Below are 23,863 nucleotides of genomic sequence, written 5' to 3'. Positions count from 1 at the left end.
ACTCACGACCCTTTCCTCCAGATGCCAATGCGCATGCGCCGGGCCCCGCTGCCACTGAATACCTGCATGAGCGAGCTGTCGAGCGTGATATACCCATCTCCACTGCCCGCGCCATTTAACAGAAATCCACCGTTTTTATCGAGCCGCCATCGCGGCAGGCCGTTGGTACCCGTCGTTGCGGACTCAATCACGTCGCCGATCATCGCGTTCTGAATCCAGCCATGGCCGATAAACGCCTGGTTAATAAACGTCTGTCCGTTCTGGATCACGAAGGGTGCCGTGACTGCGCCGCTGTTCGGGTCAATCACCGCGAAGCGACTGGCGGACACCAGCACCTGTGACTCCACCACGCCGCTGTCGTTATTCACCCCGACGCCAACCCCCGCGATATACGTCCTGCCACTCGCCGACACCTGGGTTTTGATCTGGTACGACGCCGACACGCGCCCGTTCAGGTCCGCGTAGCTTTGCGCAACGGTCTGGACGGCCGCCCGGTTCTCGTTGACGACCGCCTGGATCGACGTGATCTGCGACGCCTGGGCCCGGTCCGCCTCGACGCGCGCCCGGGTTTCAGTCTGAATCGTCGCGTCCAGCTTCGCCGCAGCCGATGCCATCGACGCCGTCGTGACATCAACCCGGCGAGCCAGCGCCAGATCAGCCTCAGCTCGCGTGGACTGCTCTGACCACACCCCGACATACACCTCGTTCGAGCCCGCGTACTCACCCTCGTCACCCGCCATCGATGGCGACAGCGATGCCTCAATGCCGTCCACGCGCGAACCGACACCCGCCACTGCCATTCTGATATCGGGGATGGCTTCGATGGGCCCGAGCAGGTCCTGTCCAAGTTCAGTTTTTGTGATTTGCCCTTTGATGAATTCCAGAACCGGCGTCGCGTCGCTGCTGCTCTGCCCGTTCACCCCCACGCCATCCGGGTACCACGGCCCGACGTTGCCCGAGCGGTCCACCAGCCGCGCCCAGAAGAACAGCGACGCGCCCGCGCGCAGGTCCAGCAGCGAATACCGGTGCTGCGGATACGCAAACTCGCCCAGCTTCGTTGCCACCTCGCGCTGGGGTGTCCTGCTGTACCAGAGCTCGGTGCGCTGTGTATCGGGCGCGTCCTCCGGCAAGCCCCACTCCACCTCAATGCCGAACACCAGCGAGTGCGTGCGAAGCCACGTGACCGCGGGAGGCGGCGTCGTCTTCCCCTGCAGCGCCGTCAGCGCACTGAACGCCGGTAGCGACGGCACATTCATCGCGTTGATCGCTGTCACCCGCGCGATGTACTGGCCCGCGTAAATGCCTGACACCTCGATATTCACGGAGCCGGTTTTCCCGGCCAGCACCCACTCACCATTGTCTTTGCGCCACGACACCTCGTACTGCACCGCGCACGGCGCGGCCGTCCAGCTTATGTTCATCACCGTGACCGCGATGCCCTGGTCAATCCGCGAGAACGTGCTCAGCACCACATTACCCGGCACCGGCTGAACCGATGGCGGGATAACCGTGACGGGCCGGGGCTCGATTTTCGTGCCAAAGTCGACGTGATCGAACTTGCCCGGCTCGTGCTGAACCGCCGTGATCTCGAACGCGAACGATTCGTCACCGGGCTTCTCTGTGACCGACACGACCCGGTACGCCGGAATCGCCAGGTCGTCACTTTCGATGGCCCAGACCGCTTCCGCGCGCGGAGCCGTTGTCCAGTCCATCGCCACCGTGATGTTTCGCCCGTCAACTGCCGCGATGCTGCGCACTTCGCTGGAGCCCGTCGGCAGATTCACGATCAGCCAGTCTCCGGCGCGGGCCACGGGATCGCGGTCCACAGTGACCGTGCGGGCGCTCACCGCCGCGACCCGCCCACCGATGGGCCGGCCCGCCAGGTCCGGGTCCGCAATCCGGATCACCTGGCCGGGCAGCGCAATCGCCCCCTCAAGACCTACACCGAACGACACTTCCTGCGTTTCCATTCGCGCAGTCAGCAGCAGCCATTTTCCGACGCGCTGCGCTTGCCCCTGCGACGTGCAGCCGAACGCGGTGAGCTCAGTCTGCCGCAGCCCGTAGCGCATCTTGCCGTCCCGGTCTTCGACGCACTCGACAGCCTGCCGGAAACGATTCGCTGGATCGCTCCACGACACCAACGCGCTCGTGTAGCGCACTTTTCTGTCTGTACCCCGCAGCACGAATTTCCCGCCGATCACGTTCCCAGCGGTGTACGTGTAGACCGGGTCCACGGGCATGTCGGCAACCGCTTCGATATTGCCCGACGCCCAGTACGACACGCCCCGGAACACACTCGCCAGATCCTGCAGCACGCGGCTCGCGTCAGCGCGCCGCTGGAGATACACGTTGCAGGTGAAGCGCGGCTCCATGCCGCCTTTTCCGTCCGGAACGAGCTCGTCGCAGTACTGCCCGATCTGGTACAGCGCGTAGCGGTTGAGCTGGTCCGCCCGGATGCGGTGGCCCATGCCGTAGCGCGGGTGCAGCGCGAGATCGTAGTAAATCCACGCCGGGTTGTCGGTCCACGCAATCCTGAAGGTGCCGTCCCACACGCCCGCGTACGCCCTCCGCTGGGGATCATAGTTCGACGGCACGCGGATGCGACGGCCGCGGACACGGTACGAGCGCGTGGGCACCCCCTGGAACTGCGAGGCGTCAACCTGGACCCCGGCCAGCGCAGTGTTCGGATAGCGCAGTTTTGCATCAATGATCTCGGTGATGGATTCAACCGCCATCCTGTCACTGACCGTCGAGCTCGAAGCGTTTTGAGTAAGCCGCCGGATACGCAGCATCCAGCCGTGCTCCGCCGGTGGCAGGTTGACCCGGTGACTGCGCTCATATTTGCCGCTGACCTTGAAGTCGAACGCCGCACTGAGCGCTACCTGATACGCGCCCCCATCGGTTGCCAGCTCGATTACGTACTCCACCCGGCAGCCCGTCACGTCCCCCGTCTTCGGGTTGACCTGCTGGAACTGCGGCGTTGCCAGCCGCACCCGGAGCGCGGAGAGCTCAGGGTTGGTCACGGCCCGCGCATACGGGACATCCGCTCGCAGCTCAACGGACACACCGGTTTCGCTCTCCACTGCCGGAAACCCGGGAATGTAGTCCTGGTCCTGCGACCCCGCCCTGAAATCCAGCGTCGTGCCCGGGAAATTGATCGAGCCATCCGCGTTTTGCAACGGCGTGCCGTTCAGATAGACCGACTGCAGTCCATTTGAAAGCCCCTCAATTTCGCCTTCCGACAGGATGTCGAGCACGCGCGCACAGGACATGGAGCGCGCCGAGTCGTGTGATTCTGCTGGCCCATGCGCGCTACCGCCACCGCTTTTAAAGCCCATCACCACGCTCATAGCTGGTCCTGCGCGTAAATGCCGGCTGACGCGACTGCCGAGCCGATTTCCATCTCGCCATAAAGCACCGGCACGCAGCCTCCCTGCGCCTCGGTGTTGACCGGACCGTTAAACACGTAGCTCGCCTCGTTCTGTGCGCTGTCTTTGACGGAGAGGCCCAGCCGGTGCGGCGACAGCAGCTGCTGGATGCCACCGGCCATCATTGCGACGCCGATGTTGCCGACCATAGCACCCACCCCCGTCCAGCCGAAGTAGTAGCCAACCGCCGCCATCGCTGCGCCCAGAATCGTCTGGAACAGCCCCGCCTGTTTCGAGCCCTGGAGGAGGGGCGCGATGCGGATGTCGGCGCTGCCACCGGGGTACTTCATCTGTTCAGCGCGCACGTTTTGCCGGCCCGTGAAGACCGCATAGGTCAACCCCCGCTCGCGGCTTTGCATAAGCGCACGCTCAAAGCCCGGAACCAGAATGCACAGCGCGCGCACCGCCTGCGCCGGGCTATTCACCACCAGCCGGTGCACGCGCCCGAACTGCGTGCCCAGCGTGCCGTAAAGGCGAATCGTGCGAACCGCTTCGGTCATGGTTCGAACCTCAAAACGACGCGGGTGTGCTCCAGCCAGTACCCGCCGTACACGTCGCGGCTCGAGAGCCGCCCGTACAGGTGGTGGAGCATTAATCCATCACCCAGATAAACCGCTGCGTGGTTCACGACCGGTGCGCGAACCTGCATCAGGATTACGTCGCCTGGCGCGATTTCCTCGCCCTCGCGCAATGCGCGAAACCCGGCGCGGGCGTAGTTCTCCACGTACAGGTCCTCGCCCGCGTTCCACCAGTTACCAGTCCGCTGGAAATTCGGCAACGTGACGCCCCGCTCGATGCGATACCAGTCACGGACCAGCGTGTAGCAGTCGAGCACCCCGTGTGCGAAGCTGCGGCCCACCAGCGGCGCGGCGTAGCCCGAGGGCTCAATCATGGTCATCCGCGTCACCACCCGCTCGCCACTGTCATTGCAGCGTACTTCGGCGATATGCCACGGCAGCCCGGACGCTTCGCATGCGACCCGGTCCGCCTCCGACGGCTCGCCCGATGCGTCCGGGTGCGAGTGAACGATTGCGGTGATCGCGCCCGACTCTTCAGCCGCGGCGTATTCGTCAGCGGGCAGAATGAAGCTGTCGGTGCCGCTCGCCGTGTTGCGGCACTCGATATACCGCTCGCGCCCCAGCACGATCACGACGAGCCCGCAGCACTCGCGCGGATACACGCGAATCGCGTGATCGCGAATCGCGTCCAGCGTTGTCTGTTTCATGCTCAGGTTCTAATGAGCCCCGCCGCGGGAAATCCGCCGAACGGGAGAGGGTTGTTTGCACCGAAACGCAGGCGGCAGCCTGTCAGCGCGTTACTGCACCGGTCCTTTGCCGCGTCACCGGTCGGCTGGTTGTTCACATCAGCCACCGGGCCACCGGTGTAGCCGCACTCCGCGCTGCGGTACTGGAAGCTGCAAAGGTTCGGCACGATCTGGCGACGCGGCAGTTGTTCGCCATCAAAGTCCAGCGGTGACGCGAGTTCAAACTCCACCACCTCGCTGTCTGAACGGGATTTCCTCTCGATGCGCCACGCTTCAGGCCGCAGCTCTTCAGCAGGGTCTGCTGACGGATTGCCCTGCGGGAAATTCACCGCATCGAGATACTTCGCCAGCGTCTCGCGGCGGACAAGCTTCGCGCCCACCAGGTCGCCGAGCGCGAGGCACAGCGACGAGATCGAGCCGTCGACGTTGCCCACGCGCAGCGTCGGTGACGGCTGCGTGCCCGCACTGGTGCGCTGGAAACCCTCGGCGTCTACTGGCCACGGGGAATACACGAGGCCCTGCCACGTGATCGGCCCGGCTGTGCGATGCGCGTGAAAGCGCGCGATCTGGCCGCCAATGCCGCTCGCATCGAGCTCGTACAGGCGCACCTTCGCGCCCGGCTCAAGCGCCTGAACATCGGCCTGAATACCCGTCTTAACTGGCATGGTTCGTCTCCGGCCGCGCTTCGAGTGCGGCGATCCTCTCAAGCGCAGCACTCAGCGCAGCATCGGTTTCCAGCAGCCCCTGAAGCAGCGGCGCGACCATGTTCTGATAGCGCACCCCGAGCAGCGGCGTGCCATCCTCTCCGCTCATACCCAGCTCGTGCACCAGTTCGGGCAACGTTTTTTTAATCTCCTGCGCGATCACCCCAACCTGCCGGGCTGAGTCGGGCCCGGTCGCGGGCTCGTAGTACACCCCGCGCAGCGGGCGAAGCAGATCCATCGCACCCGTGATCGTCTCAATATTTTTCTTGAGCCGCGCGTCTGAGGCCTGGGTCACCGACGCACAGATAATGGGCACGTACGACGCCGCCCGCCAGTCGACAAACGACAGCACCGACGAGGACTGCAGCTGCAGCTGCACCGCGGCCGACCGGTTAAAGCCGCTGATTCCGATATACCCGGCCCCATCCGCACCATCGGCCCAGACATTGGCACCATCATAAGCACTGCTTGCATGACCTGTGACCCGTAGCTGCCGTGCACCGAGCACCGCTGGCGTGATGATGTCGCCACCAAAGTCCGTTGCCTGCCCTGACTGGCTGATGCGCACACGGCCACTCTTCAGGTTCCAGGAAAACGGCCGGTAATCGTTGTAGCCCCCGTCGACGTCTCCTTCCGCGCTCTGCAGCAGATAAAAGTCGCTCCCGTCGTTGCGCAGCATCGTGCTGAATTTCCCGCATGTCAGCCTATAGCTGGTCGACGACTGCGAAATGACGCCACCCGCAACCTCAAGCGCGCCGGCAACCCGGGCCGCACCGCCCACCCGCACATCACCGTCAGCCCGCACCTCGCCTCCGGCATGCACATCGCCCCCCACCGAGAGCGTGCCGGTGACGCGCTCGTCTGCCACGCGTGGACGGCTGCGCATCAGTACATTCCACGCCCCGCCGAACCCGTCGAGCAGCGCCGTTTCGTACGCACCGAGCTGCTCGAGCCCCACCCCGTCGGCCGTACCCTGAGCCGCCGCCAGCGTCACCGGCGTCGAGCCAAGGTTGCGCAGCCAGACCACCGCGTCAGGGTCCGGAATATCGCGAATCGCAGGCAGCCGCAGTGTGCCCGGCACCGCAAGGCTGATATTCACCCGACGCCCGACATGCTCGACGCCCAGCGCCCCATCACCCGTCAGCACCGCAGTCGAGCCCAGCGCCGCCTGCGTGCGCAAAATGTCGGTATTGAGATTTGTCTTGATTGACGCAACGCGGTTCGGGTCACCGTCCCGGCCATCAAGCGTGCGGCCAATATTGATAGTCTGGAGCTCACTCATCGTGCCCCCGGGTTAAACGTCTGCTCAAACGTCGCACTCAGCGCGAACGTACCGGCCGTATGCGCAACCGGGCTGTACCTGCTGCAGACAAATAGCGCGCCGCTGCCCAGCGGCGGGGTCCAGAAAAAAGCGCTCGCTCCAGCGTGCCGGTCAAGGAACGCCTTGATGCCTTCGATTTTTTCTCTCGACCCGGTAAATGTCACAGGCCACGAGTCAGACCGGCTGTTGATGCCATCAGGCACGCGTTGCGCGTAACCGTCGCCAAACTGGGCCCGGCGCACGGCAAATGTGGTCTCACCCTGCGGCCCCGGCGCGGGCGACCAGCCAAACGTTTCTGTCATTGCGATGTCCCAGTAAAAAAGCCCGCACGCGGCGGGCTTTACAGGTTCGACTTCCAACTCATTTCCACTCACTTCAACCCGGTTACGCCCGCCACAGCAGCCCGTTTGGCCGCTTCTGGATGACCAGCTCTTTCAGCACAGCCTGGCGCAGCGCTTCCGCCAGATGGCGGCCGACGAAGGGTGTCCCGTCCGGCGAATCACGGCCAGGGCTGCTGGTGCTGCCAGTGCTGCTGGCCACGCTGACTGAAATCGGCACCGAGATGGACGGGACGCTCGCCGCAGACGCGCCCGGCGACGCGGCACCCACCAGTCCGCCCGTCGCGTAACGGGCCATGCTGTGAACCACCTCACCGCTATTCATTGCCATCAAATTTGATGCGCCAAGCCGTCTGACCGCCGCCGCGTTCATCACAAACTCGCCATTCGACAGCCGCGCCGGAATACTGTCGCTCGTGCCGCTTCCCGGGCCAGTAATCAGCCCACCCGTAGCAGCCGTCACGGCAGGAGCGAACATCGACACGGAACCGCCCGACGCGTAGCCGAACATGCTGAGCGCCGCGCGCGCAATCAGCGCCTGCGCCTGCACTTTGATCAGGCTCGCGATGACCGATTTTGCAAACGCCCCGAAACTCATCTTGCCCGTTGTAGCAAAGCTGGCGATTGCGTCACCCAGGCCGTTGATGGCGTTTTGAGCAGCACCACTGGCTGCCGCGGACAGGTCATTCGTTTTGTCGATGATGTCCTGCAGCCCGCTTTTGGCACCGCTCATCCAGTCGCCCCGCGCCAGGTCACGGCTGGCGTTAAAGCTTCGCTGCTCGTCGCGGCGTGCATCAAACCGGCGGTTGATCGCCGCACGCTCATCACCATCTGCGCCTGAGCCATCCAGCTTCAGTTCAACCGCCTTCTTTTGCCAGCCCAGCAGCTCCTTTTGCCGGTCCGTCTCGATCCTCAGGAGCTCAATCTGGCGTTCACGCTCCTGCGTGCCAAGCCCCAGCGTGGAAAGCTCAATGCGGTGACGCTCTGCAAGCGCGTCGCTCTGCGCCAGAATCTTCGCGTTCGTTTCATACGCATCTGAGTTCATTTTTTCACTGCGCCCACGCTGTTCCAGCTGCTGCTCGAGTGACGCGTTCTGTGCGTACTGGGTCAGCAGCGCCTCCTTGCTTGCGAGCACCGATTGCTGGGTTCTGGTTAATGTCTTGCCCGCATACCCGTCGATCTCCGCGCGCAGCTCAACCTCTCTGGCCGCCCACCCGGTAAGCTTCTCCTGCCCAGACAGCGACTGCTCCAGCACCGCCTGAGCCTGCTTCGCCTGCTCAAGAAGCGACGCGCTGCGGCCTGGATGATGATCCTTGCCGCCCCCCGCTGCGCCCTTCAAAAAATTAATATGTCCCACCGCCACCCCTGCGTGCGGAGCCGCCGGCACGGCGTTGCCCCACAGCTTCGCCATAAAGTCCGCGTAGCCCTGGCCCTGCGCCCTAAAATTCGCGTAACCGGCTTGCGCGGCGGCCGATGCCAGCCTGAACTGACGAGTCATCGCGTAACCCGCCACCACCGCCGTCGTCGCCATCGCCTCACTCACCTGCTGGAACCCCACCACCAGCAGCGAAACGGCGCTCGCCGCCGCTTTCACGATGACGCCAATGCCGGTATAAAAATCATTCATCAGCGGCTGCAACGCCACGTTATCCGCCAGCGCGTCCGTCAGACTGATGATCGCCGGCAGCAGGCGTGTCCTGGCCGACAGCGTCATGGCGTCCATTTTTGCGTGCGACAACGCCAGCTGCTCCTGAAGCGCCGCGAGCTGCGCAATCGTGTTCGCCGACAGGACCGCACCAACCCGTCCAGCCGTCTCAGCGAGCGCATCCAGATGCGCTGAGCCCTGATCCAGCAGCGGGATCAGATCCTTTCCCGATGTGCCGAACAGCTCATTGGCCACCGCGGCCTTTCCGGCACCGGCCGCGCTCTTCGAGAATGCATCGGCGATTCGGCCTAGCAGCTGCTCCGGTGACGATTTCCTGACATCGGACAGCGAGATGCCTACCGCGTTAAATGCCGCCGCCGCATCCCTGTTGCCGTGCTGCGCCCCGTTTTGCGCTTTCCCCAGTTCGCCCAGCGCCGCGGCGGCGTCCCGGGTTTCAACGCCTGCCGTTTTTGCCGCAAACCCAAAGCGCTGCACCCCGTCAGTCGAGATGCCAGTTTGCCGCGAGACTGTTTCAACGGTCTCGCCATAGCTGGCCAGCGCTTCCCTTGCGGCAAACGTCGCGTGAGCCGCCATGGCAAGCACCCCGGCAAACGCGCCAGCCGCCAGCACCGCCGGGTTGAGAAGGCTCGCAAACGCACCCGTGCGCTCAGCCATCACCAGCATCGAGCCCGCGAACTGTTTGACGTTACCCTGCGACAGCTCGTGGCCCAGCACCAGCAGCTCGCGCTTCGCACCCGCAGACGCCAGGCTGAAGCCGTGCGTGTGCGCCGACGCTTTTGCGATCTGCTCGATGTACGGCTTGACCGAGTCGGCCAGGCCAAGATTCGCCGCGCGCATCTGCAAGATCTCGGCGCGGGTTTTTCCCGCCGTCGCCGCGTTTTTAAGGAGCGCGTCCGTAAAGCTTTTGACCGCCCGGGCACTAGCATTTGAACCATTCTCGGCCGCCTCCGCCATCGCGCCCTGTGCCACGCGCGTGCGCCGGGCAAGCTCCGACTGGTCAGCAATGAACGCCTTCGCCGATCTCCGGGCCTTCTCGATCCCGGTCGTGTACCCGCTGGAATCCGCGCCGATCCGAACCACGGTTTCATTGGCCACGCGCGGCCTCCCTGGCCAGTTTTTCGATCACGTCCATCATCGCCCTCGCCGCCTCACCTTTCTTCGCTTCGTAACCGGGCCGCAGAAACGGCTGGGCGGCCATTTTCGATGTACCGAACTCGACAAACCGGCCATAGAACGCCTCTTTTGACCAGGTCACCAGGTACATCGCCAGATGCCCGTCAACCGACGCCTCCCTGTCATACGCAATGAGCATCGCGTCGCGCAACGTCCCCGCCGCGTGCGCCTGGCCTTTGCGCGCAGATGACGTGCCGGCAGGCGCGCGCAGCTTCACTTCATTAAAGATCACGCGCGCGCCAGCAACGGCCGCCTGGCGTAACGCCGACTCGCCACCCACCGTCTCCAGCCGGTCCAGATAATCCGTCAGCGCCGCCGGATTGGCGATTTCGAACGCACTAGCCATGTCCGCCCCGTTTGAGCGTGAATGTCTTGCCCCGCCCACGCGTTTTAGTGATGTCCACGCCAAACACCGCAAGCGCGACAAACACTGCCTGGTCGCGCCGGTCCGCAAACACCAGGGGCTGAACCGGTTCAGCCGCCCAGGGGATAAAGTCAGCAGGCCTGAGGGGTGCGCTTTGTGGGTCCCGGTACACGTTTGCCATCGTTGACGCCATAACGCCCATGCGCACGTCCGCAATACGCTCGCCCCACGGCTCAATGCTGTAGTACGCCATCCAGTCGGCAAACTCGACGCTGTCGATCTCCCGCTTCGCACGGGCCACGCTCATGCCGAGACCGAGTGCGAGCCGGTGCCAGAAGAGCTGCTCGGGATGGCACCGGAGTTTTTTTCCGCGTCCTGCACAGACTCCCCGCCCAGCGCGTTGACCTTGCTGCATGCGAGACCAATCGCACGAATGACATCGGCGCTGCGCGTGCGAAGCTCATCAAGATCGCTTTCCGCAAACATCGGATCATCGTTCCCGTCTACCACGCTAGCGATAATCACCGCCGAGAAATAGACGCTGTCACTCGTGCCCTGCGTCTGTAACGTTTTTTGCAATCTGTCCCGGGCAATGCCATCCATCACCCTGATGCGCAGCTCACCAACACCAGGCACCGTGACGCACTCCGCTGTGGTTGCCGCTGCGGCCAGCAGCTGTTCTTTCGATAGCATCTCTCTTCCTTATTCTGCCGGAGTGACCGTGATGTCGCCCGTCACCCGGATTTGAATGCTGCCCTTGTACACGGCGTCCACCGCCATGCTGATCGGGAAATTTTTAACGTAGCCCTGAAACCCGATCTTCGTGCCCTCGCTCAGCGTCGCGGTGAACTCCCTGATCGCGCCGGACTTCTTCGCCGCGAGCAAGGCCACATGACTGGGCTCCTTCATGTTGATGTTGACGCCCATCGTGACGGTGTTCCAGTCCTGCAGACCCGCGCGATACTCCTTTGCCTGGCTCGCAAGATCGGTCACGTCAATGTCCGACGCCGCACCATCAAAGCCACTGAACTCGTAGACGTTTTTAATCGGCATGTCCACGGGCACCTCCTTCGTGCCGGTGTTCATCGAAACCGCTGTGCCCTGCGCGCTGATTGCCGTGCTCGTCATAACGTCCTCACAAATGAAAAACCCGGCGCGAGGCCGGGTCTGTTGAGTTGAAACTGAATCTGCCGGTCGCGCATCTGCAATGCGGCTGGCGAACCCCGTCATCGGGGTAACCGGCTCAGGCCAGGCTTATGGCGCGAACCAGATGCTCACGTCGACCCGGCTGCCATAAAGCCTTGTTTCGTCTTCGTACACGCTCACCGGGGCACCAGCTGGCACCCCACGCACAGGCGTATCAGTCAGCGCCCGAAGCATTTGCTGCATGAGGGTTGCCGCCTCCGCGCGCGACAGCGCCCAGACCGCGACCTGCATCCGGCTGTTTTGCTGCTGGTTAAGGCCGTCGAACGTCGTCTCATCGACGCCGCCCACCGACTGATACACGACGTAAGGCTTTACCGCAGACGCGGGTGCGACGTCGGGATAGACCCGGCCGCCAGCGAGCGTCTTCAGCGCCGCATAGGTGATCGCTTCCGCGCTAGCCATGGTTTGATCCTGTGCTGCAGGCCAGATCCGTGTACGTGCGCGAAGCGACGCCGGGAAGCGACTGCAGGATGTTAAAAATCACGCCGTCAACAATCGCACGCATGCCGTTCGTGATGTCCGTGCGGTACCGGATGCGAATGCTCGCCGTCGCGCGGCCAACATCAGCATCAGCTACGAGCACTTCCTTGCCGGCCAGCATCTTGACGTTGCCCCAGACGGTCGCAACGTCAGTCCACCCCTCAACAGGCTGACCGAGATCGTCAAAGCCGCCACCGGTCTTCTGGATGGCGACGCGCCGGTTCAGATCACCCGCGCGCATCAGACGCCAAGCCCCACGCGATACGGAAACAGCAACTGCGTCGATCCGCACGGCAGCACCATCACGCTCGACGACGTGCCCGCCACGACCTCCTCGCGAAACGCATACAGCTTGCCGAGAATGAGCAGGATCGCCGCGCGCACCGCATCGTTGCCCACGAGCGGATCATCGCCCGCCGTCCCCGCGACGACTGCGGCGGCCATATCATCAGCGTTCGCGTAAATCTTGCGCCCGAGATAGTCCGATGCGGACTGCACCGCCGCGTTCACGTACAAGGCGATCAGCTCATCGGCAACACCCGCGTCTTCGCGCAGATGCGCGAGCGCCTGCGCGGTCGGGATCACTGGCGTCGGGCTGGTCATTGGAGCCGCCACTGGAACGGCCATTTATTTCCTGCTCCTGTTTTCCGGCTCAGGGGCTTTCCTGTTGCCCGGCACCAGAGCGGCTTTTTTGGCGCGATCCTCTACGCAATCCTTTCCAACCAGCCCAGCCTTCTCAAGGTCGCTAATCACTTCGGGTGTCCCGTACACCGTGTCACCTTTCCGGTAGTACCTGCCGTGCATGAAACCCGTCTTTGCTGTCGCGGTGATCCTGTTCATTTCCTTCTCCAGCAAGACGGATTGCGTTACTTCACCAGACCAAAGTCGCCCTTGATGAACGCAGCCGGGCGATAGACCGCGAGGCCCAGCCGCTCTTCCGCACGGATCGTGACCATGTTGGTCGTGAAGTTGCTCCCGTCCTCGGTCGAGACCTGAACGCTGGCGTCCTCACGGTCGAACACCTGCGCGCCCAGCCTGAACGCACCAACAAGGAACGCATCCACGTCCATCGCCTGTGTGTTGACCACCGGGCGGCCCCACAGCGTCGGGCCCGCAATCGACTGCGGGTTCGCAAACAGGTACGCGCCGTCCGCAGTCTTCGTCAGCTCGATGCGGGTCCAGTCAGACGGATTCAGCACGATGCCCGTCGCCGGCAATTCAGCCAGCTCCGACTGCAGCAGCGCGAGACGCAGCATGTCGATGCTGGTCGCGCCCGCGAGCGCGAACGGGGCCTGGTACGCGCTCGCCTGCGTATAGATGCCGTTCAGGTTCCCGCCCGTGCCGGAACCCTTCAGCAGCTGAAGCTCCTCGACATACGCAAGCCCGTACCGCAGCCGGCCATCGATGTACGACGCGAGCATCGCCGCATCATCGAGAATCTGCTTTGACGCCTTCACGAAGTGCGCAATCGTCGCAACCGTCGTCGTTTGCAGATCAAACTTCATCGTCGATTCGGCCTTCGCCGCACCTTCCGCCACCTGAATCGCCGCGTTGTTCGTGAAGCCCGTCTCGCGCATGTACTCAATCGCGTTCGAGTTCGTGCTCCCCGGTGTCAGAAGGTCGCGCACCGTCATGCGGCGATCCGACGGCACCACGATGCCCTGCACGCGCTGTGCCTGAACCAGCGCTCCGGCCGAGCCGTCCGCGCCACTGGTCACGCTGGTGATAGCCTTCAGGCCCATGCGCGCCCGGCCTTCACGCGCAGCCATCATGGCCTTGATGCCTTCGTGCTCGACAACCTGCTGGCCGACCGACTTGCAGACGGGCAGCTCATCGTTGCCGCGGCGCGCCAGCTTCTGCTCGGCGTCGTTCAGCCGTGCCTGCAGTTCGCCCTGTTTCACGAGCATCCCGTCGACAGCTTTTTTCGTGTCCACGCTCAGCGCTCCGGCATTTTTCGCTTCAAGCAGCGCCTTTTCGCCAGCCGATTTCACTTCATCTCCGATACGCCTGAGCTCGGCCGTGACCTGCTCCATTACCTGTTCAGAATGGCCACTGTCAGCCTGGCTGCCAGCGTCTTTGCGTCCGGATTCGCTAACTTTTACGGTGTTCATGAATGACCCTGTTAAAAAGAAATTGATTTGAGGCGCTCCACCAGCCGGTGTGCCTCGCCCGTCTCGCTGCCAGAGTCACTCTGGAGCACGTCCCGGTAGCCCCGGCTGGCAATTCGCGTGGCCACATTTTTAGAAAACCCGACGTCGCGCAGGATCTTCTCGAATTCTGAAATTGAAGGCATGCCGCCGTGCGCGATAACAGACTTCACCGCCTCCACGCGCGCGTCGCCATTGGCCGGGTTCGTCACGATGCTGATCTCGACCAGGTCGAGCTCGCTGAGCGTTCGCACACCGGTTTTTTCGTTATAACTGGCGTCAAGCACGTAGTACCCAATCGACAGCCCCGTAATCGCGCGCGCTTTCATCCCGCGATACGCGATCTTCGCGTTCGGTGCGTCCTCAAGCCACAAATCGCCCTCGCCAAACAGCCCCCGGCCATCCTCTTTCAGACCCGACCACGAGCCGATGGGCGTGTAGCTGTCGTGCTGCCACAGGATCGGCAGCGCGCGCCCGCTCGCGGCAAGGTCCTCGAGACTTTTTGCGAAGGCCCCCGACGTCACAACTTCACCGTAGCTGTCGACATTGCCAAATACCGAGCCGTAGCCAGAAAACTGGCCCGCGTCGCCGACGCTCTTCACCTCGAGATCAAACGCGCGGACCCTGTACGCACTCCTGCCGCTCTTGCGATTCATGTCTGCTCCTGATTCAGCCAGTTCTTGAGCGCATCCTGCGCACTCGCGGCCGCCGTCTGCCCGCCCAGCCGGTCAATCGGCAGCAGCGCCGACTGCACCGTCAGAACACCCGCATTGCCGCCCATCGGCGGCAGGTTTTCCTTCGCGCGGCACTCGTCGCGCGTCATGATTCCGTTTTGCGTCATCGTCGAATAAAACGACGCGCGGCCCGCACTGTCCGCCCGCAGCAAGCCCTCAACCGAGAACTCCGCGTAGTAGCCAAGCCGCTCAACAGGAGTCAAAAGCGACCGTTTTACAGACTGTTCAATGCGAGTCAGCCACGGGCGCAGCGAGAAGCTCAGGAAGCCGAGCGTCTGCTGCTCAATGCCGGTTCCCCACGAGGTGCTTTTCTCGGAGTGACCAACCATGAACGGCGGGACGCGGAACCACCGGCATATTTCTTCGATGTTGAAAGCGCGCGTCTGAAGCAACTGCACGTCCTCCGGGTTCATCGTGATCGCCTGGTACTTCATGCCTGCTTCGAGCACCATCGTCTTGCCCGACGCCATCGCACCGCCAAACTGCTCGGCGAGATCTGTTCGAATTTCAGTACGCCTGTCTTTCGTCAGGATCTGGTCGGTTGAAAGCGCGCCAGACGGACGAAGACCGTTCCTGAAAACCGCGCCGCTCGCTTTATTGGCTGCAGTCGAATTGCCAATGACTTCGCGCGCATAGCGAATCGGCGTCAATCCCATCAGCCCATCGAGACTGAAGCCGCGAATGTGCAGAACATCGTCCTCTGACAACGTGCTGGATGTTCCGTCGAGCTCGTTGTATGTGTACTGAAGTTGGCCGTTTTGCAGCCGTTTCGGCGTGTTCATGCGCTGTGGCAGCAGCAGTTCGAGACCGATAATCTGCGTCGAGCTGCGCAACTTGCGCGCATAGCCATTCCCACGAAGCAACATGCTCGCAACCATGACTTCCCAGAACTCAACAGCCGTGTTTTCAACGTTCGGCTGCGTGTGCAGCACGTGATAGAGCGTGTGCTTCTTCGCCACTACGCGCGTGCCGTCCGCCTGCATCTGGTACAGGTTGAGCGGCAGCGTCGCAATGGTTTCCGCAATCAGGCGAACGCACGCCCAGGCCGCCGACAGTTGCAACGCCGATTCGACGCTCACGGACTCTCCGCTCGACGATTCGGCACCCGACCATGCAGACCAGAACGCGCCATCAGTCAGCGAAATGGGCACGCCCAGCCACTTCAGCACGCTCGCCTTGATGCGCCCAGGCGACTTTTGCCGGCTCTCTTTCATACGATGATCGGACTCGCAAGAAATTCACTCAGGGAGCCGGCCTGCCCTTCAAGCATCGCCCGGCTTATTGCCATAATCAGCGCGACCGCGCCATCAATCTTGTTGTCATTGCCCTGCTTGATCGGACGCACAACGTCGTCATTGCCTGGCAGATTCTTGCCGACCACGTTGCTCACGCACCAGGTCATGACTGGGTTACCGTCGTGATGCATCCGCCCCGACGTGATCGCCGCTTCCAGCTCCTTCATCGGGTCGGACAGGTTCGTGTAGTTCTGGATAATCGTGACCGGCGTCAGCCCCTCGTCTTCGAGCTGGTGTGCCAGGTTCGTCGCGCCGTGTGGGTCCATCGGCACGCACAGCACCGGGCAGATACGATTTGCCTCAGTGGCTTCGTGCTGGATGTCGCGGTAGTCGATCTCAGCGCCCGCCGTCTCCAGCAGGTGGCCCGTGTTGACCCACTTCTGGTAACGCTCGGCCATCCGCCTGTTTTCGGTGTTCCTGACCGTGTCTTCCGGCACCCAGAAACGTGGTGCCACGCTGTAGTAGTGACGACGCCCGTCAATGTCACGCCAGAAAAGCCGCGCCATGCTGTTCAGGTCGAGCTTGCGCGCCAGGTCCAGCGCCAGCATGCAGTCCTGCCCCTCAAACTGCTCAAGCGTGAGCGATACATCCTCACAGGATTTCCAGTCCTCAACGTTGAAAAACCCCGCTTTCGCCGACGTCCAGACGTTCAGATGCTTCGTCTTGAACGTGTTCGTGAAGCGTGCTGAGTTGATCGCGCGCTTTTGCTGACTCTCCAAATAATCCTGATAGACCGACACGCCGATATTCGGGTTAGCCTTCGCGAGCACGCGAGGGTCTGTCCACTCGTCATCCTCATCAATGGTCCAGATCCAGCCGAACAACTCGTCGTCGGGCACCGTACCTTCGAGCATTTCGATGACCTGACGCCGCTTGTCATAGCACGGCCCTTCGATGTTCGCGCCCGCGGTCGTGATGATGAACATCAGCGGCTGGCGCCTCGCGCCCATGCCCGTTAGCATCGTCTCGTACAGCGCCGAGCTGTCGTGCTCGTGATATTCGTCGACGATCGCACACGACGGCGAAGAACCGTCACCGGGGTTGCCGATCAGCGGCTCGAAGCGGCTACCGTCAGCCGGCTTATTCAGATTCGAGGCGTTCACCTCGATGCCCGCCGCTTCGATAAGCATCGGCGAGCGCTTCACCATTAACCGCGCGGGTCGAAAGACCTCCCACGCCTGCTTTTCAGTCGTCGCGCCGGCATAAACTTCGGCGCCGAACTCGTCATCGAGCACGAACATGCCGATGCCCACGCCCGCCGCGATGACCGATTTCCCGTTCTTCCGCGGCACTTCCCAGTAGCTTTCGCGAAAGCGGCGCTTGCTCGTGCGCTTGTTCAGCCAGCCGAACGTGCACATGAGGCCGAATTTCTGCCACGGCTCGAGCGTGACAAGCTGGCGCTTGAATGCCCACTCGCCTTTCGTGTGTGGCATCAGCTCGATCAACTGCAGCTTCCGCTCTGCGGTCGCCGGATCAAACTTCCACTTGAACTCTTTCTTGCGGCTCGCGGCCAGGTCGTCAAGGTGGCGCTGGCACGCGAGCACGACGAGCCTGCCAGCCGGGCGCTTGCCGCGCACGATGTCCCGCGCGAACTGGAGTCCAGACTCCACGCGCGGATAGTTCGTCGCCATGCGAGTCAGCCGCCGAGCAGCGCGCCGAATGGGTTGTCGGCCTTCTTGTTGCCGCCGCCGACAATGTTTTGTCGGCTCGACGGGTCCAAGCCGAGCAGCGCGCCGAACGTCGCCATCTGCCGCGAGGCCTCATTGAGAATGGTCGCAGCCGGATTTTTCATTGGCGCGCCTTGTGCACTGGATACGACGAGCCCGTTCGCGCGCAGATCCTGCTCAGCGAGCCGAACGCGGTCGTATGCCATGCAGAAAATCTCAAGGTTGTGGAGATCGGTGACCTGCATCACGCGCGCCTTGCATAGCGACGGCGCGACGCGCTCCCACATCTCTTTGCCGTGCCCCATGACCCACTCGGGGCACTCGATATTCGTGACCAGACCGTAATCTGGCTCGTCTTTATTCAGCGCCCGCTTGCCCGGGTTGCCGGCCAGTTCCTTTTTGGCCGTGGGCTTGGCGCGGCGCCCGGAGCGGCCTTTCACACCGGCCATTTTCTTCTCCGTTTGCAACCATTTTCGGCATTCTGCCGTTGTAACTTTTACTCGCCGCTGACCGCGTGGCGCGAAAACCGATTTTTATATTTCGCGGTCGTAAAAATTTGACGGAATGGTCGGTCCCGCCTTGAACAGCGCCAGACTTTTGACCCACCCCCGCCGCACCGAACCTCACCCTCAGCGCCGCTCGCTTCCGGTCTTCGTCTGGTGGCACGCGCGGCAGATCGTCTGCAGGTTGTCGTCTTCATCGCTGCCGCCCTGCGACTTTGGCACCACGTGATCAACCTCGGTGCCCGGGGTGACCCGCCCGGCGCGGCGGCAGACCTGGCACAGCCCGCAGTCACGGCAGAGGATGCGCACGCGCCGCCGGATCCACACACTGCCGTAGCCGCGGGCGTGGCGGTTGCCGCGCTGTGCATCAGGCTTCCACTTCACCTGCTCATGCGCGTGCTGCACGCAGTGCGTCCTGCCACCACTGGCGAGCGCGGCGCACCCACGATGCCGGCATGGACGCAGCGGACGGACAGGCATCGCAAATACACCCGGCAGCAAGTGTTTCAGCCAGTAAAAAACCCGCATTGCTTGCGCTTTGCGGGCTACGGAGGCAGTGAGACAGCCTTTCAGAAAGAGTACGGAAAACAGCCCAGAGTGTATAGCGCTATTTTGTAGACAGATTGGTCTACAGGGTTAGCCATTGCTCAGTGAGGCTAAACAAAAATTGCCAGCACAGGCCTCGATGAAAGGCCGGATAACCGCTCGGTTACCCGGCCTTTCTGCAGACGTCCTTAAACCAACGGGGGGCAACCCTCTAAACTCTCTGGGCCGAGCTGTTACTCAGTCAGCACTTGTCGGGCACGCAGCACCCACCTGAAAAAGCGTTTAGTCGCCGCTTTGTCGCAGCGCTTTTGCAGCAGCACGCCCAGCTCTGTTCCCTGTTCGTCAACCGCACGCCACAGCACGTACGGCTCGCCCTGAAATTTCAGGAATACTTCGTCGAGATCCCAGGTCGAGCCCGGCTTGCCGCGCACGGCTTTCACGCAACGCGCAAACTGCGTACCAAACCGGTCGCGCCAGTTGCGTACTTACTCATGGCTGACATTCACGCCACGTTCAAGCAACAACTCCTTCACGTCTCGCAGGCTCAGGTTAAAACGATGGTACCAGCGCACCACGCAACTGATGGCCGCTGCCGAAAAGCGAAAACCGTGAAAAGACGATTTGATCTTCTTCATCTCGCCATCTTACTCGGGCATGCAGTCGACTTGACATTGCCACCGCAATGCTTTTCCGGTTCACTGCGGCGGCAGTCATATCAGAAGTCCACTGCGTCGCGAATGATCGGGCACGTCATGCAATGGCCGCCCCCGCGTCCGCGCCCAAGCTCGGCACCGACGATGGTCACGACCTCGATGCCGGCCTTGCGCAGCAACGTATTCGTATAGGTATTGCGGTCATACGCGAAGACCACGCCCGGCGACGAGCAGACAAGGTTCGCGCCGCTGTCCCACTGGGTGCGCTCACGCTGGTAGTCGCTGCCGCCGGTTTCCACAACCCGCAGCTTCTTGAGCCCGAGCGCATCAGCGACAACGTCGACGAACGGCTTGCGCTCGGCGTGCAACTCCACGCCCGCAGGCCCGTCGCTCGGTCGATACGAGAACGTACGCGTTTGCAACATGAAGTCCGGCGCGACCAGCACGCAGTCGCGATCAGCGAAGGTGAACACGGTATCCAGGTGCATGGCCGCGCGAATCTTCGGCATTACCGCGACGATCACGCGCTCGGCCGCGCCGCGCTTGAACAGCTCGTTGGCCAACTGGCTTATCGCCTGCCGCGAGGTGCGCTCGCTCATGCCGATCAGCACGGTCTTGTTGCCGATCGGCATGACGTCGCCGCCTTCCAGCGTCGCCAAACCATGATCCTGCGTCGGATCGCCCCACCAGACGTTGACTTTGCCGGCAAAGTCCGGATGGAACCGGTAAATCGCGGTCGTAAGGATGGTTTCCTCATGACGGGCCGGCCAGTACAGCGGGTTGAGCGTGACGCCGCCATAGATCCAGCAAGTGGTATCGCGCGTGTACAACGTGTTGGGCAATGGCGGTAACAGATACTCAGTGGCACCGGCCGCTTCGCGCACGACCTTCAGCGCCGCGCCGCCATGGGTTTCGGGAAAGTCGTGAATGGACAACCCGCCGAGCAGCGTCTCGGCCAGCTTGCGGTTGTCGAGGCCTTCCAGATAGCTGCGCAGCTCGTCGATGAAACCAAGGCCGACCTGATTCGGCACGACCTGATTGTCGATAATCCATTTCTTGCCCTCGGGAACCGCGACGGTTTCCGCCAGCAAATTGTGCATTTCCAAGACTTCCACGCCTTTGTCGCGCAATTTGGTCATGAAGTCGAAATGGTCGCGCTTGGCGTTTTCGAGCCACAGCACGTCGTCGAACAGCAGCTCGTCGCAATTGCTCGGCGTCAGCCGCGAGTGCGCCAGGCCCGGCGCGCACACCATCACTTTGCGCAGCTGTCCCACCTCGGAATAGACGCCAAAAGGACTGTCTTTCACCGAAGTGCCTGCACCTGAACCTTGGGTCGTGGTCATGCCTATCTCCGTATTGGTCTCACTCAGTCAATAAATGGCGAAGCGCGACAGCATGGACACGGCGCTTCGCGAGGGCACTATATTCGGTCAAGCAGTGATAAAACCTGTGGCAAGGCCGACCACGCCGGCAACGGCGGCGATGACGGTCACGGCGAAGATACCGGTTTCGACCGGCCCCTGGAACACCGGCAAGCCACGCTCGCGCCGGGCCCAGACATACAGCGCAGTGCCCGGCGCGTAAAGCACGGCCGACAGCAGCACGTACGACAACCCGCCGGCAATGATCATGAAAACGGTGTAGATGACGGCGACCGCAGCGAAGGCCAGATCCCGCTTCCGCTCTTCAGGACGCACCTCGTAGCTCTTGCCACGCCGCGCCAGAATGACCCCATACGCGGCGACAAACAGATACGGGATCAACGCCATCGAGCTGGTCAGGTTTAGCATCAGCGTGAAAGCATCGCGGGAAAAATACGTGCTCGCTACCAGCAGCTGCACGATAATGTTTGTAATCCACAGCGCGTTGGCCGGCACCTCGTTGGCGTTTTCCTTGGCGAACAACGCCGGCATGTCCTTGTTCTTCGCGGCGGCAAACATCACTTCCGCGCAGATCAGCGACCACGCCAGGTACGCGCCCAGCACTGAAATCAACAGCCCGATACTGACGAACAGGCCGCCCCATGGGCCCACAACCTGCTCGAGCACTGCCGCCATCGACGGCTGACGCATGCCGGCCACATCGGTGCGCGCCAGCACGGCAAACGGCAGCATCGACACGAGCACCATCAGCCCAATGACGACGCAGAAACCGGTAATCGTGGCGAAACCCACGTCCTCACGTTTCTTCGCGTAGCGGGAGTAAACGCTGGCACCTTCGATACCGATGAACACGAAGACCGTCACGAGCATGGTGGCGCGCACCTGCTGAACGATGCTGCCCTCTTGTGCAGCCGACTGGATGTTCAGGGTGAACATATCGGCCTTGTAAGCCAAAATCATGATCACGACGAAGACGATGATCGGGATAACCTTCGCGAACGTCACTACCGTGTTGATGAACGCGGCCTGCTTGACGCCGCGCAGGATCAGAAAGTGGAACAGCCAGATGCCGACGGAAGCCACGAGAATGGCGACCACCGTATTGCCGTCGCCAAACACGGGAAAGAACGCGCCCAGCGTGGACTTGATCAGCACCCAGTACGAGACGTTGCCGATACAGCTGCCGATCCAGTAGCCGAACGCCGAAAGGAACCCCGGGTAGTCGCCGAAGGCTTCCTTGGCGTACATAAACACACCAGCGTCGAGGTCGGGCTTGCGCTGGGCCAGATGCTGGAACACCCGGGCAAGCGTGTACATGCCGATGCCGGCAATCACCCACGCGATCGCGGCACCCACAGGCCCGGTCGCATTGGCAAACGTGCGGGGCAGTGAAAAAATCCCCGCGCCCACCATACCCCCCACCACCATGGCGGTGAGCTGGATACGACTCATCTTCGCTGTCGAATTGGACATTCGTGGCCTCGTAGAGTTGAAGCATGAACCATGCTGGAAGTGCAAAACGTGGCGTCGAACAGTGCCTGGAACGAACACAGTGGCCCGCAGGCCGTTACTACAGAGACGTTTGTGCCGTGGCGAGACGACACGTTTCGGTGACGCCAAGGGCAACCGGTGGCGATTGCGAACCTTGGTGTTTGTGGGACAACCCGGGCATCAGGGACTTGTCGCGAGGGACAATGGAACGGCGTGGGACAGGATGAAGCGATACCACTGCAGCATTACGCAATCCATTCTCCTGAGAAAAAGAAGCCGCGCATCTTGCCGATCCAATCGGCCTCCGCGCAATCTGCCACCTGCCCATCAAGATCGGAAATAATAAACATTACCCAATCCGAAGCGGATTAAAAATTACACTAGACTTAAAATATCAATCTTGCCTCGATGGCAAGGATTCTATCGCTATAAGGGAATCCAGAAAAAACGAGGCATTATAAACAGAATAACTTGCGTAGCTAGAAAATAAAATTGTTCGGCAACTGAGCGCTTCGGTACAGCGCCATTGATCATCTGGCCTTTCATGATTATGTGCATGACCTCGATTCCACCCAGCAAGATCCGGGCGCAGCGAAATGTCTTGAATCCCAGCATGAGCCGAGTGCGACGCTTGATCGCACGACGGTCTTGCTCCACGATATTGTTGAGATACTTGAGTTGGCGGATCTTGATGGGCGTTTCACGCGCCGCGTAGAAAGTAAAGAGAAGCCCGAACGGCATCGCTGGGTGGTCGAGCGCACGAATGCGCAGTTTGCCGAAACCGGCGAACTAGGCGTGCGCGCAGTGCCACTAAAAAACGTCGGGACGTCGACGGAACTTTTGATACGTGTGCGTTACTTAAGCAACGTCGTTTTTCATAAACCCAACACCAACAATTTCTACAAACATTCCAAATTATGTCCAACAATACAATAACGCATCGTGGCACTACCCAGCCCCAGCCAGTAAATATTAATAATACCAATCAAAGAAATCCGGCAAGCTCTTCTACGATTCGCAATGCCAATCAAATACGGGCCACAGAATTACGGGCGGCTAAATTCGAGAACATGAAATTCAATCTAACTATAGCTGTTCTGGCCATAGCTACTGGATGTGTGAATAACCCCGATGTTTTTCCGATAGTTGGTCCCTTGGGAGAATTTGTAACCGAAACTGTTCCGGCTGCGGGGTATGTTCTGAGGATTGTTTCTTACGCAGCATTTGCGATCGCAGCGTGTAAATTAAATCAAGTGCGCCAAGAATATGCCGAATTGTCCAATATGGAATGAACTCAATTCGGAAAACATAAACCCGAGTGCTTTGAGTCGCGGCACGTTTTCGGACTTTGATGCTGGCTGAATTCGCTCTATTACACATGTAAATCTGACGCTTAACCTCGCGCATACACCTGGCGCTAGCAACGAAGTCCATTATTCGCTGCATGCCTAGCCAGATGGTTTTGACACGCGGCTCGCCGTCGCCTAGCCTCAGGGCATGG

24 protein-coding genes and 3 pseudogenes are annotated in these 23,863 nt (G+C 61.6%); 1 reads left to right on the top strand and 26 read right to left on the bottom strand.

Annotated elements, in window-relative coordinates; translation table 11 throughout:
* Positions 1-2 precede the first annotated feature (2 nt).
* The 25 genes and pseudogenes from GH656_RS15005 to GH656_RS14885 all read right to left on the bottom strand — a co-directional run.
* Positions 3-3,272 (bottom strand): TipJ family phage tail tip protein, encoded by a 3,270-nt coding sequence (locus GH656_RS15005; protein ID WP_425495885.1) that lies wholly within the window; start codon positions 3,270-3,272, stop codon positions 3-5.
* Positions 3,273-3,346: 74 nt separating this feature from the next.
* Entirely contained in the window at positions 3,347-3,928 is a 582-nt protein-coding gene (locus GH656_RS15000; protein WP_153076868.1) for a tail assembly protein, read from the bottom strand.
* On the bottom strand, positions 3,925-4,653 hold the full coding sequence (locus tag GH656_RS14995) for a C40 family peptidase (RefSeq protein ID WP_153076867.1): 729 nt from the start codon (positions 4,651-4,653) through the stop codon (positions 3,925-3,927). The genes GH656_RS15000 and GH656_RS14995 overlap by 4 nt, the downstream gene beginning before the upstream one ends.
* Positions 4,654-4,655: 2 nt before the next feature.
* Positions 4,656-5,357 (bottom strand): phage minor tail protein L, encoded by a 702-nt coding sequence (locus tag GH656_RS14990; RefSeq protein WP_153076866.1) that lies wholly within the window; start codon positions 5,355-5,357, stop codon positions 4,656-4,658.
* Complete coding sequence (locus GH656_RS14985; RefSeq protein ID WP_153076865.1) at positions 5,347-6,678, bottom strand: tail fiber domain-containing protein; 1,332 nt, start codon at positions 6,676-6,678, stop codon at positions 5,347-5,349. Before GH656_RS14985 ends, GH656_RS14990 begins: the two co-directional genes overlap by 11 nt.
* Complete coding sequence (locus GH656_RS14980) at positions 6,675-7,019, bottom strand: phage tail protein (protein WP_153076864.1); 345 nt, start codon at positions 7,017-7,019, stop codon at positions 6,675-6,677. Before GH656_RS14980 ends, GH656_RS14985 begins: the two co-directional genes overlap by 4 nt.
* 82 nt (positions 7,020-7,101) lie before the next feature.
* Complete coding sequence (locus GH656_RS14975; protein ID WP_153076863.1) at positions 7,102-9,816, bottom strand: phage tail tape measure protein; 2,715 nt, start codon at positions 9,814-9,816, stop codon at positions 7,102-7,104.
* Positions 9,806-10,240 (bottom strand): HK97-gp10 family putative phage morphogenesis protein, encoded by a 435-nt coding sequence (locus tag GH656_RS14970; protein ID WP_153076862.1) that lies wholly within the window; start codon positions 10,238-10,240, stop codon positions 9,806-9,808. Before GH656_RS14970 ends, GH656_RS14975 begins: the two co-directional genes overlap by 11 nt.
* The gene (locus GH656_RS14965) at positions 10,233-10,565 is read right to left on the bottom strand and encodes a phage tail assembly protein T (protein WP_153076861.1); all 333 of its coding nucleotides are present in this window, start codon (positions 10,563-10,565) and stop codon (positions 10,233-10,235) included. The genes GH656_RS14970 and GH656_RS14965 overlap by 8 nt, the downstream gene beginning before the upstream one ends.
* Positions 10,562-10,951 carry a hypothetical protein gene (locus tag GH656_RS14960; protein ID WP_153076860.1) on the bottom strand — a complete coding sequence of 130 codons (390 nt, stop codon included), beginning with the start codon at positions 10,949-10,951 and terminating at the stop codon, positions 10,562-10,564. The genes GH656_RS14965 and GH656_RS14960 overlap by 4 nt, the downstream gene beginning before the upstream one ends.
* Before the next feature lie 9 nt (positions 10,952-10,960).
* Positions 10,961-11,386 (bottom strand): phage tail tube protein, encoded by a 426-nt coding sequence (locus GH656_RS14955; protein ID WP_174769797.1) that lies wholly within the window; start codon positions 11,384-11,386, stop codon positions 10,961-10,963.
* A 126-nt stretch (positions 11,387-11,512) separates the two neighbouring features.
* A complete protein-coding gene (locus GH656_RS14950; RefSeq protein WP_153076859.1) occupies positions 11,513-11,866 on the bottom strand; it encodes a DUF3168 domain-containing protein in 354 nt (117 codons plus the stop codon).
* Positions 11,859-12,185 carry a phage head closure protein gene (locus GH656_RS14945; protein WP_153077345.1) on the bottom strand — a complete coding sequence of 109 codons (327 nt, stop codon included), beginning with the start codon at positions 12,183-12,185 and terminating at the stop codon, positions 11,859-11,861. The genes GH656_RS14950 and GH656_RS14945 overlap by 8 nt, the downstream gene beginning before the upstream one ends.
* On the bottom strand, positions 12,185-12,547 hold the full coding sequence (locus GH656_RS14940) for a head-tail connector protein (protein ID WP_153076858.1): 363 nt from the start codon (positions 12,545-12,547) through the stop codon (positions 12,185-12,187). The genes GH656_RS14945 and GH656_RS14940 overlap by 1 nt, the downstream gene beginning before the upstream one ends.
* Positions 12,548-12,571: 24 nt before the next feature.
* Positions 12,572-12,784, bottom strand: a complete 213-nt coding sequence (locus GH656_RS14935) for a hypothetical protein (protein WP_153076857.1) — start codon at positions 12,782-12,784, stop codon at positions 12,572-12,574.
* Between the two features lie 26 nt (positions 12,785-12,810).
* Entirely contained in the window at positions 12,811-14,055 is a 1,245-nt protein-coding gene (locus GH656_RS14930) for a phage major capsid protein (protein WP_153076856.1), read from the bottom strand.
* A gap of 11 nt (positions 14,056-14,066) precedes the next feature.
* Entirely contained in the window at positions 14,067-14,747 is a 681-nt protein-coding gene (locus GH656_RS14925; RefSeq protein WP_153076855.1) for an HK97 family phage prohead protease, read from the bottom strand.
* Positions 14,744-16,039 (bottom strand): phage portal protein, encoded by a 1,296-nt coding sequence (locus GH656_RS14920; protein ID WP_153076854.1) that lies wholly within the window; start codon positions 16,037-16,039, stop codon positions 14,744-14,746. The genes GH656_RS14925 and GH656_RS14920 overlap by 4 nt, the downstream gene beginning before the upstream one ends.
* Complete coding sequence (locus GH656_RS14915) at positions 16,036-17,751, bottom strand: terminase large subunit (protein ID WP_153076853.1); 1,716 nt, start codon at positions 17,749-17,751, stop codon at positions 16,036-16,038. Before GH656_RS14915 ends, GH656_RS14920 begins: the two co-directional genes overlap by 4 nt.
* A 5-nt stretch (positions 17,752-17,756) precedes the next feature.
* Complete coding sequence (locus tag GH656_RS14910) at positions 17,757-18,236, bottom strand: phage terminase small subunit P27 family (protein WP_153076852.1); 480 nt, start codon at positions 18,234-18,236, stop codon at positions 17,757-17,759.
* A 180-nt stretch (positions 18,237-18,416) separates the two neighbouring features.
* Positions 18,417-18,695 carry an HNH endonuclease gene (locus GH656_RS14905; protein WP_343039019.1) on the bottom strand — a complete coding sequence of 93 codons (279 nt, stop codon included), beginning with the start codon at positions 18,693-18,695 and terminating at the stop codon, positions 18,417-18,419.
* Between the two features lie 386 nt (positions 18,696-19,081).
* Positions 19,082-19,471: pseudogene (locus GH656_RS14900) on the bottom strand (IS6 family transposase); the annotation flags it as partial.
* Between the two features lie 80 nt (positions 19,472-19,551).
* On the bottom strand, positions 19,552-20,832 hold the full coding sequence (gene arcA / locus GH656_RS14895) for an arginine deiminase (RefSeq protein WP_153076851.1): 1,281 nt from the start codon (positions 20,830-20,832) through the stop codon (positions 19,552-19,554).
* 87 nt (positions 20,833-20,919) lie between these two features.
* Positions 20,920-22,344: a basic amino acid/polyamine antiporter gene (locus GH656_RS14890; RefSeq protein ID WP_153076850.1), complete on the bottom strand. Its 1,425-nt coding sequence runs from the start codon at positions 22,342-22,344 to the stop codon at positions 20,920-20,922.
* A 444-nt stretch (positions 22,345-22,788) separates the two neighbouring features.
* Positions 22,789-23,073, bottom strand: a pseudogene (locus GH656_RS14885) (DDE-type integrase/transposase/recombinase); the annotation flags it as partial.
* A gap of 206 nt (positions 23,074-23,279) precedes the next feature.
* Between GH656_RS14885 and GH656_RS14880 the strand changes: the two are divergent.
* Complete coding sequence (locus tag GH656_RS14880) at positions 23,280-23,654, top strand: hypothetical protein (RefSeq protein WP_153076849.1); 375 nt, start codon at positions 23,280-23,282, stop codon at positions 23,652-23,654.
* 106 nt (positions 23,655-23,760) lie between these two features.
* Here the strand turns inward: GH656_RS14880 and GH656_RS18330 are convergent.
* Positions 23,761-23,853 (bottom strand): annotated as a pseudogene (locus tag GH656_RS18330) (IS4 family transposase); the annotation flags it as partial.
* Positions 23,854-23,863 lie beyond the last annotated feature (10 nt).

Source organism: Paraburkholderia bonniea, from assembly GCF_009455625.1.
GTDB lineage: Bacteria > Pseudomonadota > Gammaproteobacteria > Burkholderiales > Burkholderiaceae > Paraburkholderia > Paraburkholderia bonniea.
The sequence above is the reverse complement of the archived record's forward strand: the minus strand, read 5'-3'. Positions and strand labels throughout refer to the sequence as shown.

What these genes read in the sequence shown, in the direction of transcription:
- GH656_RS15005 (WP_425495885.1), bottom strand. Translation starts at nt 3,272, where the DNA reads ATGTCCTGTGCGCGCGTGCTCGACATCCTGTCGGAAGGCGAAATTGAG.
- GH656_RS15000 (WP_153076868.1), bottom strand. Translation starts at nt 3,928, where the DNA reads ATGACCGAAGCGGTTCGCACGATTCGCCTTTACGGCACGCTGGGCACG.
- GH656_RS14995 (WP_153076867.1), bottom strand. Translation starts at nt 4,653, where the DNA reads ATGAAACAGACAACGCTGGACGCGATTCGCGATCACGCGATTCGCGTG.
- GH656_RS14990 (WP_153076866.1), bottom strand. Translation starts at nt 5,357, where the DNA reads ATGCCAGTTAAGACGGGTATTCAGGCCGATGTTCAGGCGCTTGAGCCG.
- GH656_RS14985 (WP_153076865.1), bottom strand. Translation starts at nt 6,678, where the DNA reads ATGAGTGAGCTCCAGACTATCAATATTGGCCGCACGCTTGATGGCCGG.
- GH656_RS14980 (WP_153076864.1), bottom strand. Translation starts at nt 7,019, where the DNA reads ATGACAGAAACGTTTGGCTGGTCGCCCGCGCCGGGGCCGCAGGGTGAG.
- GH656_RS14970 (WP_153076862.1), bottom strand. Translation starts at nt 10,240, where the DNA reads ATGGCTAGTGCGTTCGAAATCGCCAATCCGGCGGCGCTGACGGATTAT.
- GH656_RS14965 (WP_153076861.1), bottom strand. Translation starts at nt 10,565, where the DNA reads ATGAGCGTGGCCCGTGCGAAGCGGGAGATCGACAGCGTCGAGTTTGCC.
- GH656_RS14960 (WP_153076860.1), bottom strand. Translation starts at nt 10,951, where the DNA reads ATGCTATCGAAAGAACAGCTGCTGGCCGCAGCGGCAACCACAGCGGAG.
- GH656_RS14955 (WP_174769797.1), bottom strand. Translation starts at nt 11,386, where the DNA reads ATGACGAGCACGGCAATCAGCGCGCAGGGCACAGCGGTTTCGATGAAC.
- GH656_RS14950 (WP_153076859.1), bottom strand. Translation starts at nt 11,866, where the DNA reads ATGGCTAGCGCGGAAGCGATCACCTATGCGGCGCTGAAGACGCTCGCT.
- GH656_RS14945 (WP_153077345.1), bottom strand. Translation starts at nt 12,185, where the DNA reads ATGCGCGCGGGTGATCTGAACCGGCGCGTCGCCATCCAGAAGACCGGT.
- GH656_RS14940 (WP_153076858.1), bottom strand. Translation starts at nt 12,547, where the DNA reads ATGACCAGCCCGACGCCAGTGATCCCGACCGCGCAGGCGCTCGCGCAT.
- GH656_RS14935 (WP_153076857.1), bottom strand. Translation starts at nt 12,784, where the DNA reads ATGAACAGGATCACCGCGACAGCAAAGACGGGTTTCATGCACGGCAGG.
- GH656_RS14930 (WP_153076856.1), bottom strand. Translation starts at nt 14,055, where the DNA reads ATGAACACCGTAAAAGTTAGCGAATCCGGACGCAAAGACGCTGGCAGC.
- GH656_RS14925 (WP_153076855.1), bottom strand. Translation starts at nt 14,747, where the DNA reads ATGAATCGCAAGAGCGGCAGGAGTGCGTACAGGGTCCGCGCGTTTGAT.
- GH656_RS14920 (WP_153076854.1), bottom strand. Translation starts at nt 16,039, where the DNA reads ATGAAAGAGAGCCGGCAAAAGTCGCCTGGGCGCATCAAGGCGAGCGTG.
- GH656_RS14915 (WP_153076853.1), bottom strand. Translation starts at nt 17,751, where the DNA reads ATGGCGACGAACTATCCGCGCGTGGAGTCTGGACTCCAGTTCGCGCGG.
- GH656_RS14910 (WP_153076852.1), bottom strand. Translation starts at nt 18,236, where the DNA reads ATGGCCGGTGTGAAAGGCCGCTCCGGGCGCCGCGCCAAGCCCACGGCC.
- arcA (WP_153076851.1), bottom strand. Translation starts at nt 20,832, where the DNA reads ATGACCACGACCCAAGGTTCAGGTGCAGGCACTTCGGTGAAAGACAGT.
- GH656_RS14890 (WP_153076850.1), bottom strand. Translation starts at nt 22,344, where the DNA reads ATGTCCAATTCGACAGCGAAGATGAGTCGTATCCAGCTCACCGCCATG.
- GH656_RS14880 (WP_153076849.1), top strand. Translation starts at nt 23,280, where the DNA reads ATGTCCAACAATACAATAACGCATCGTGGCACTACCCAGCCCCAGCCA.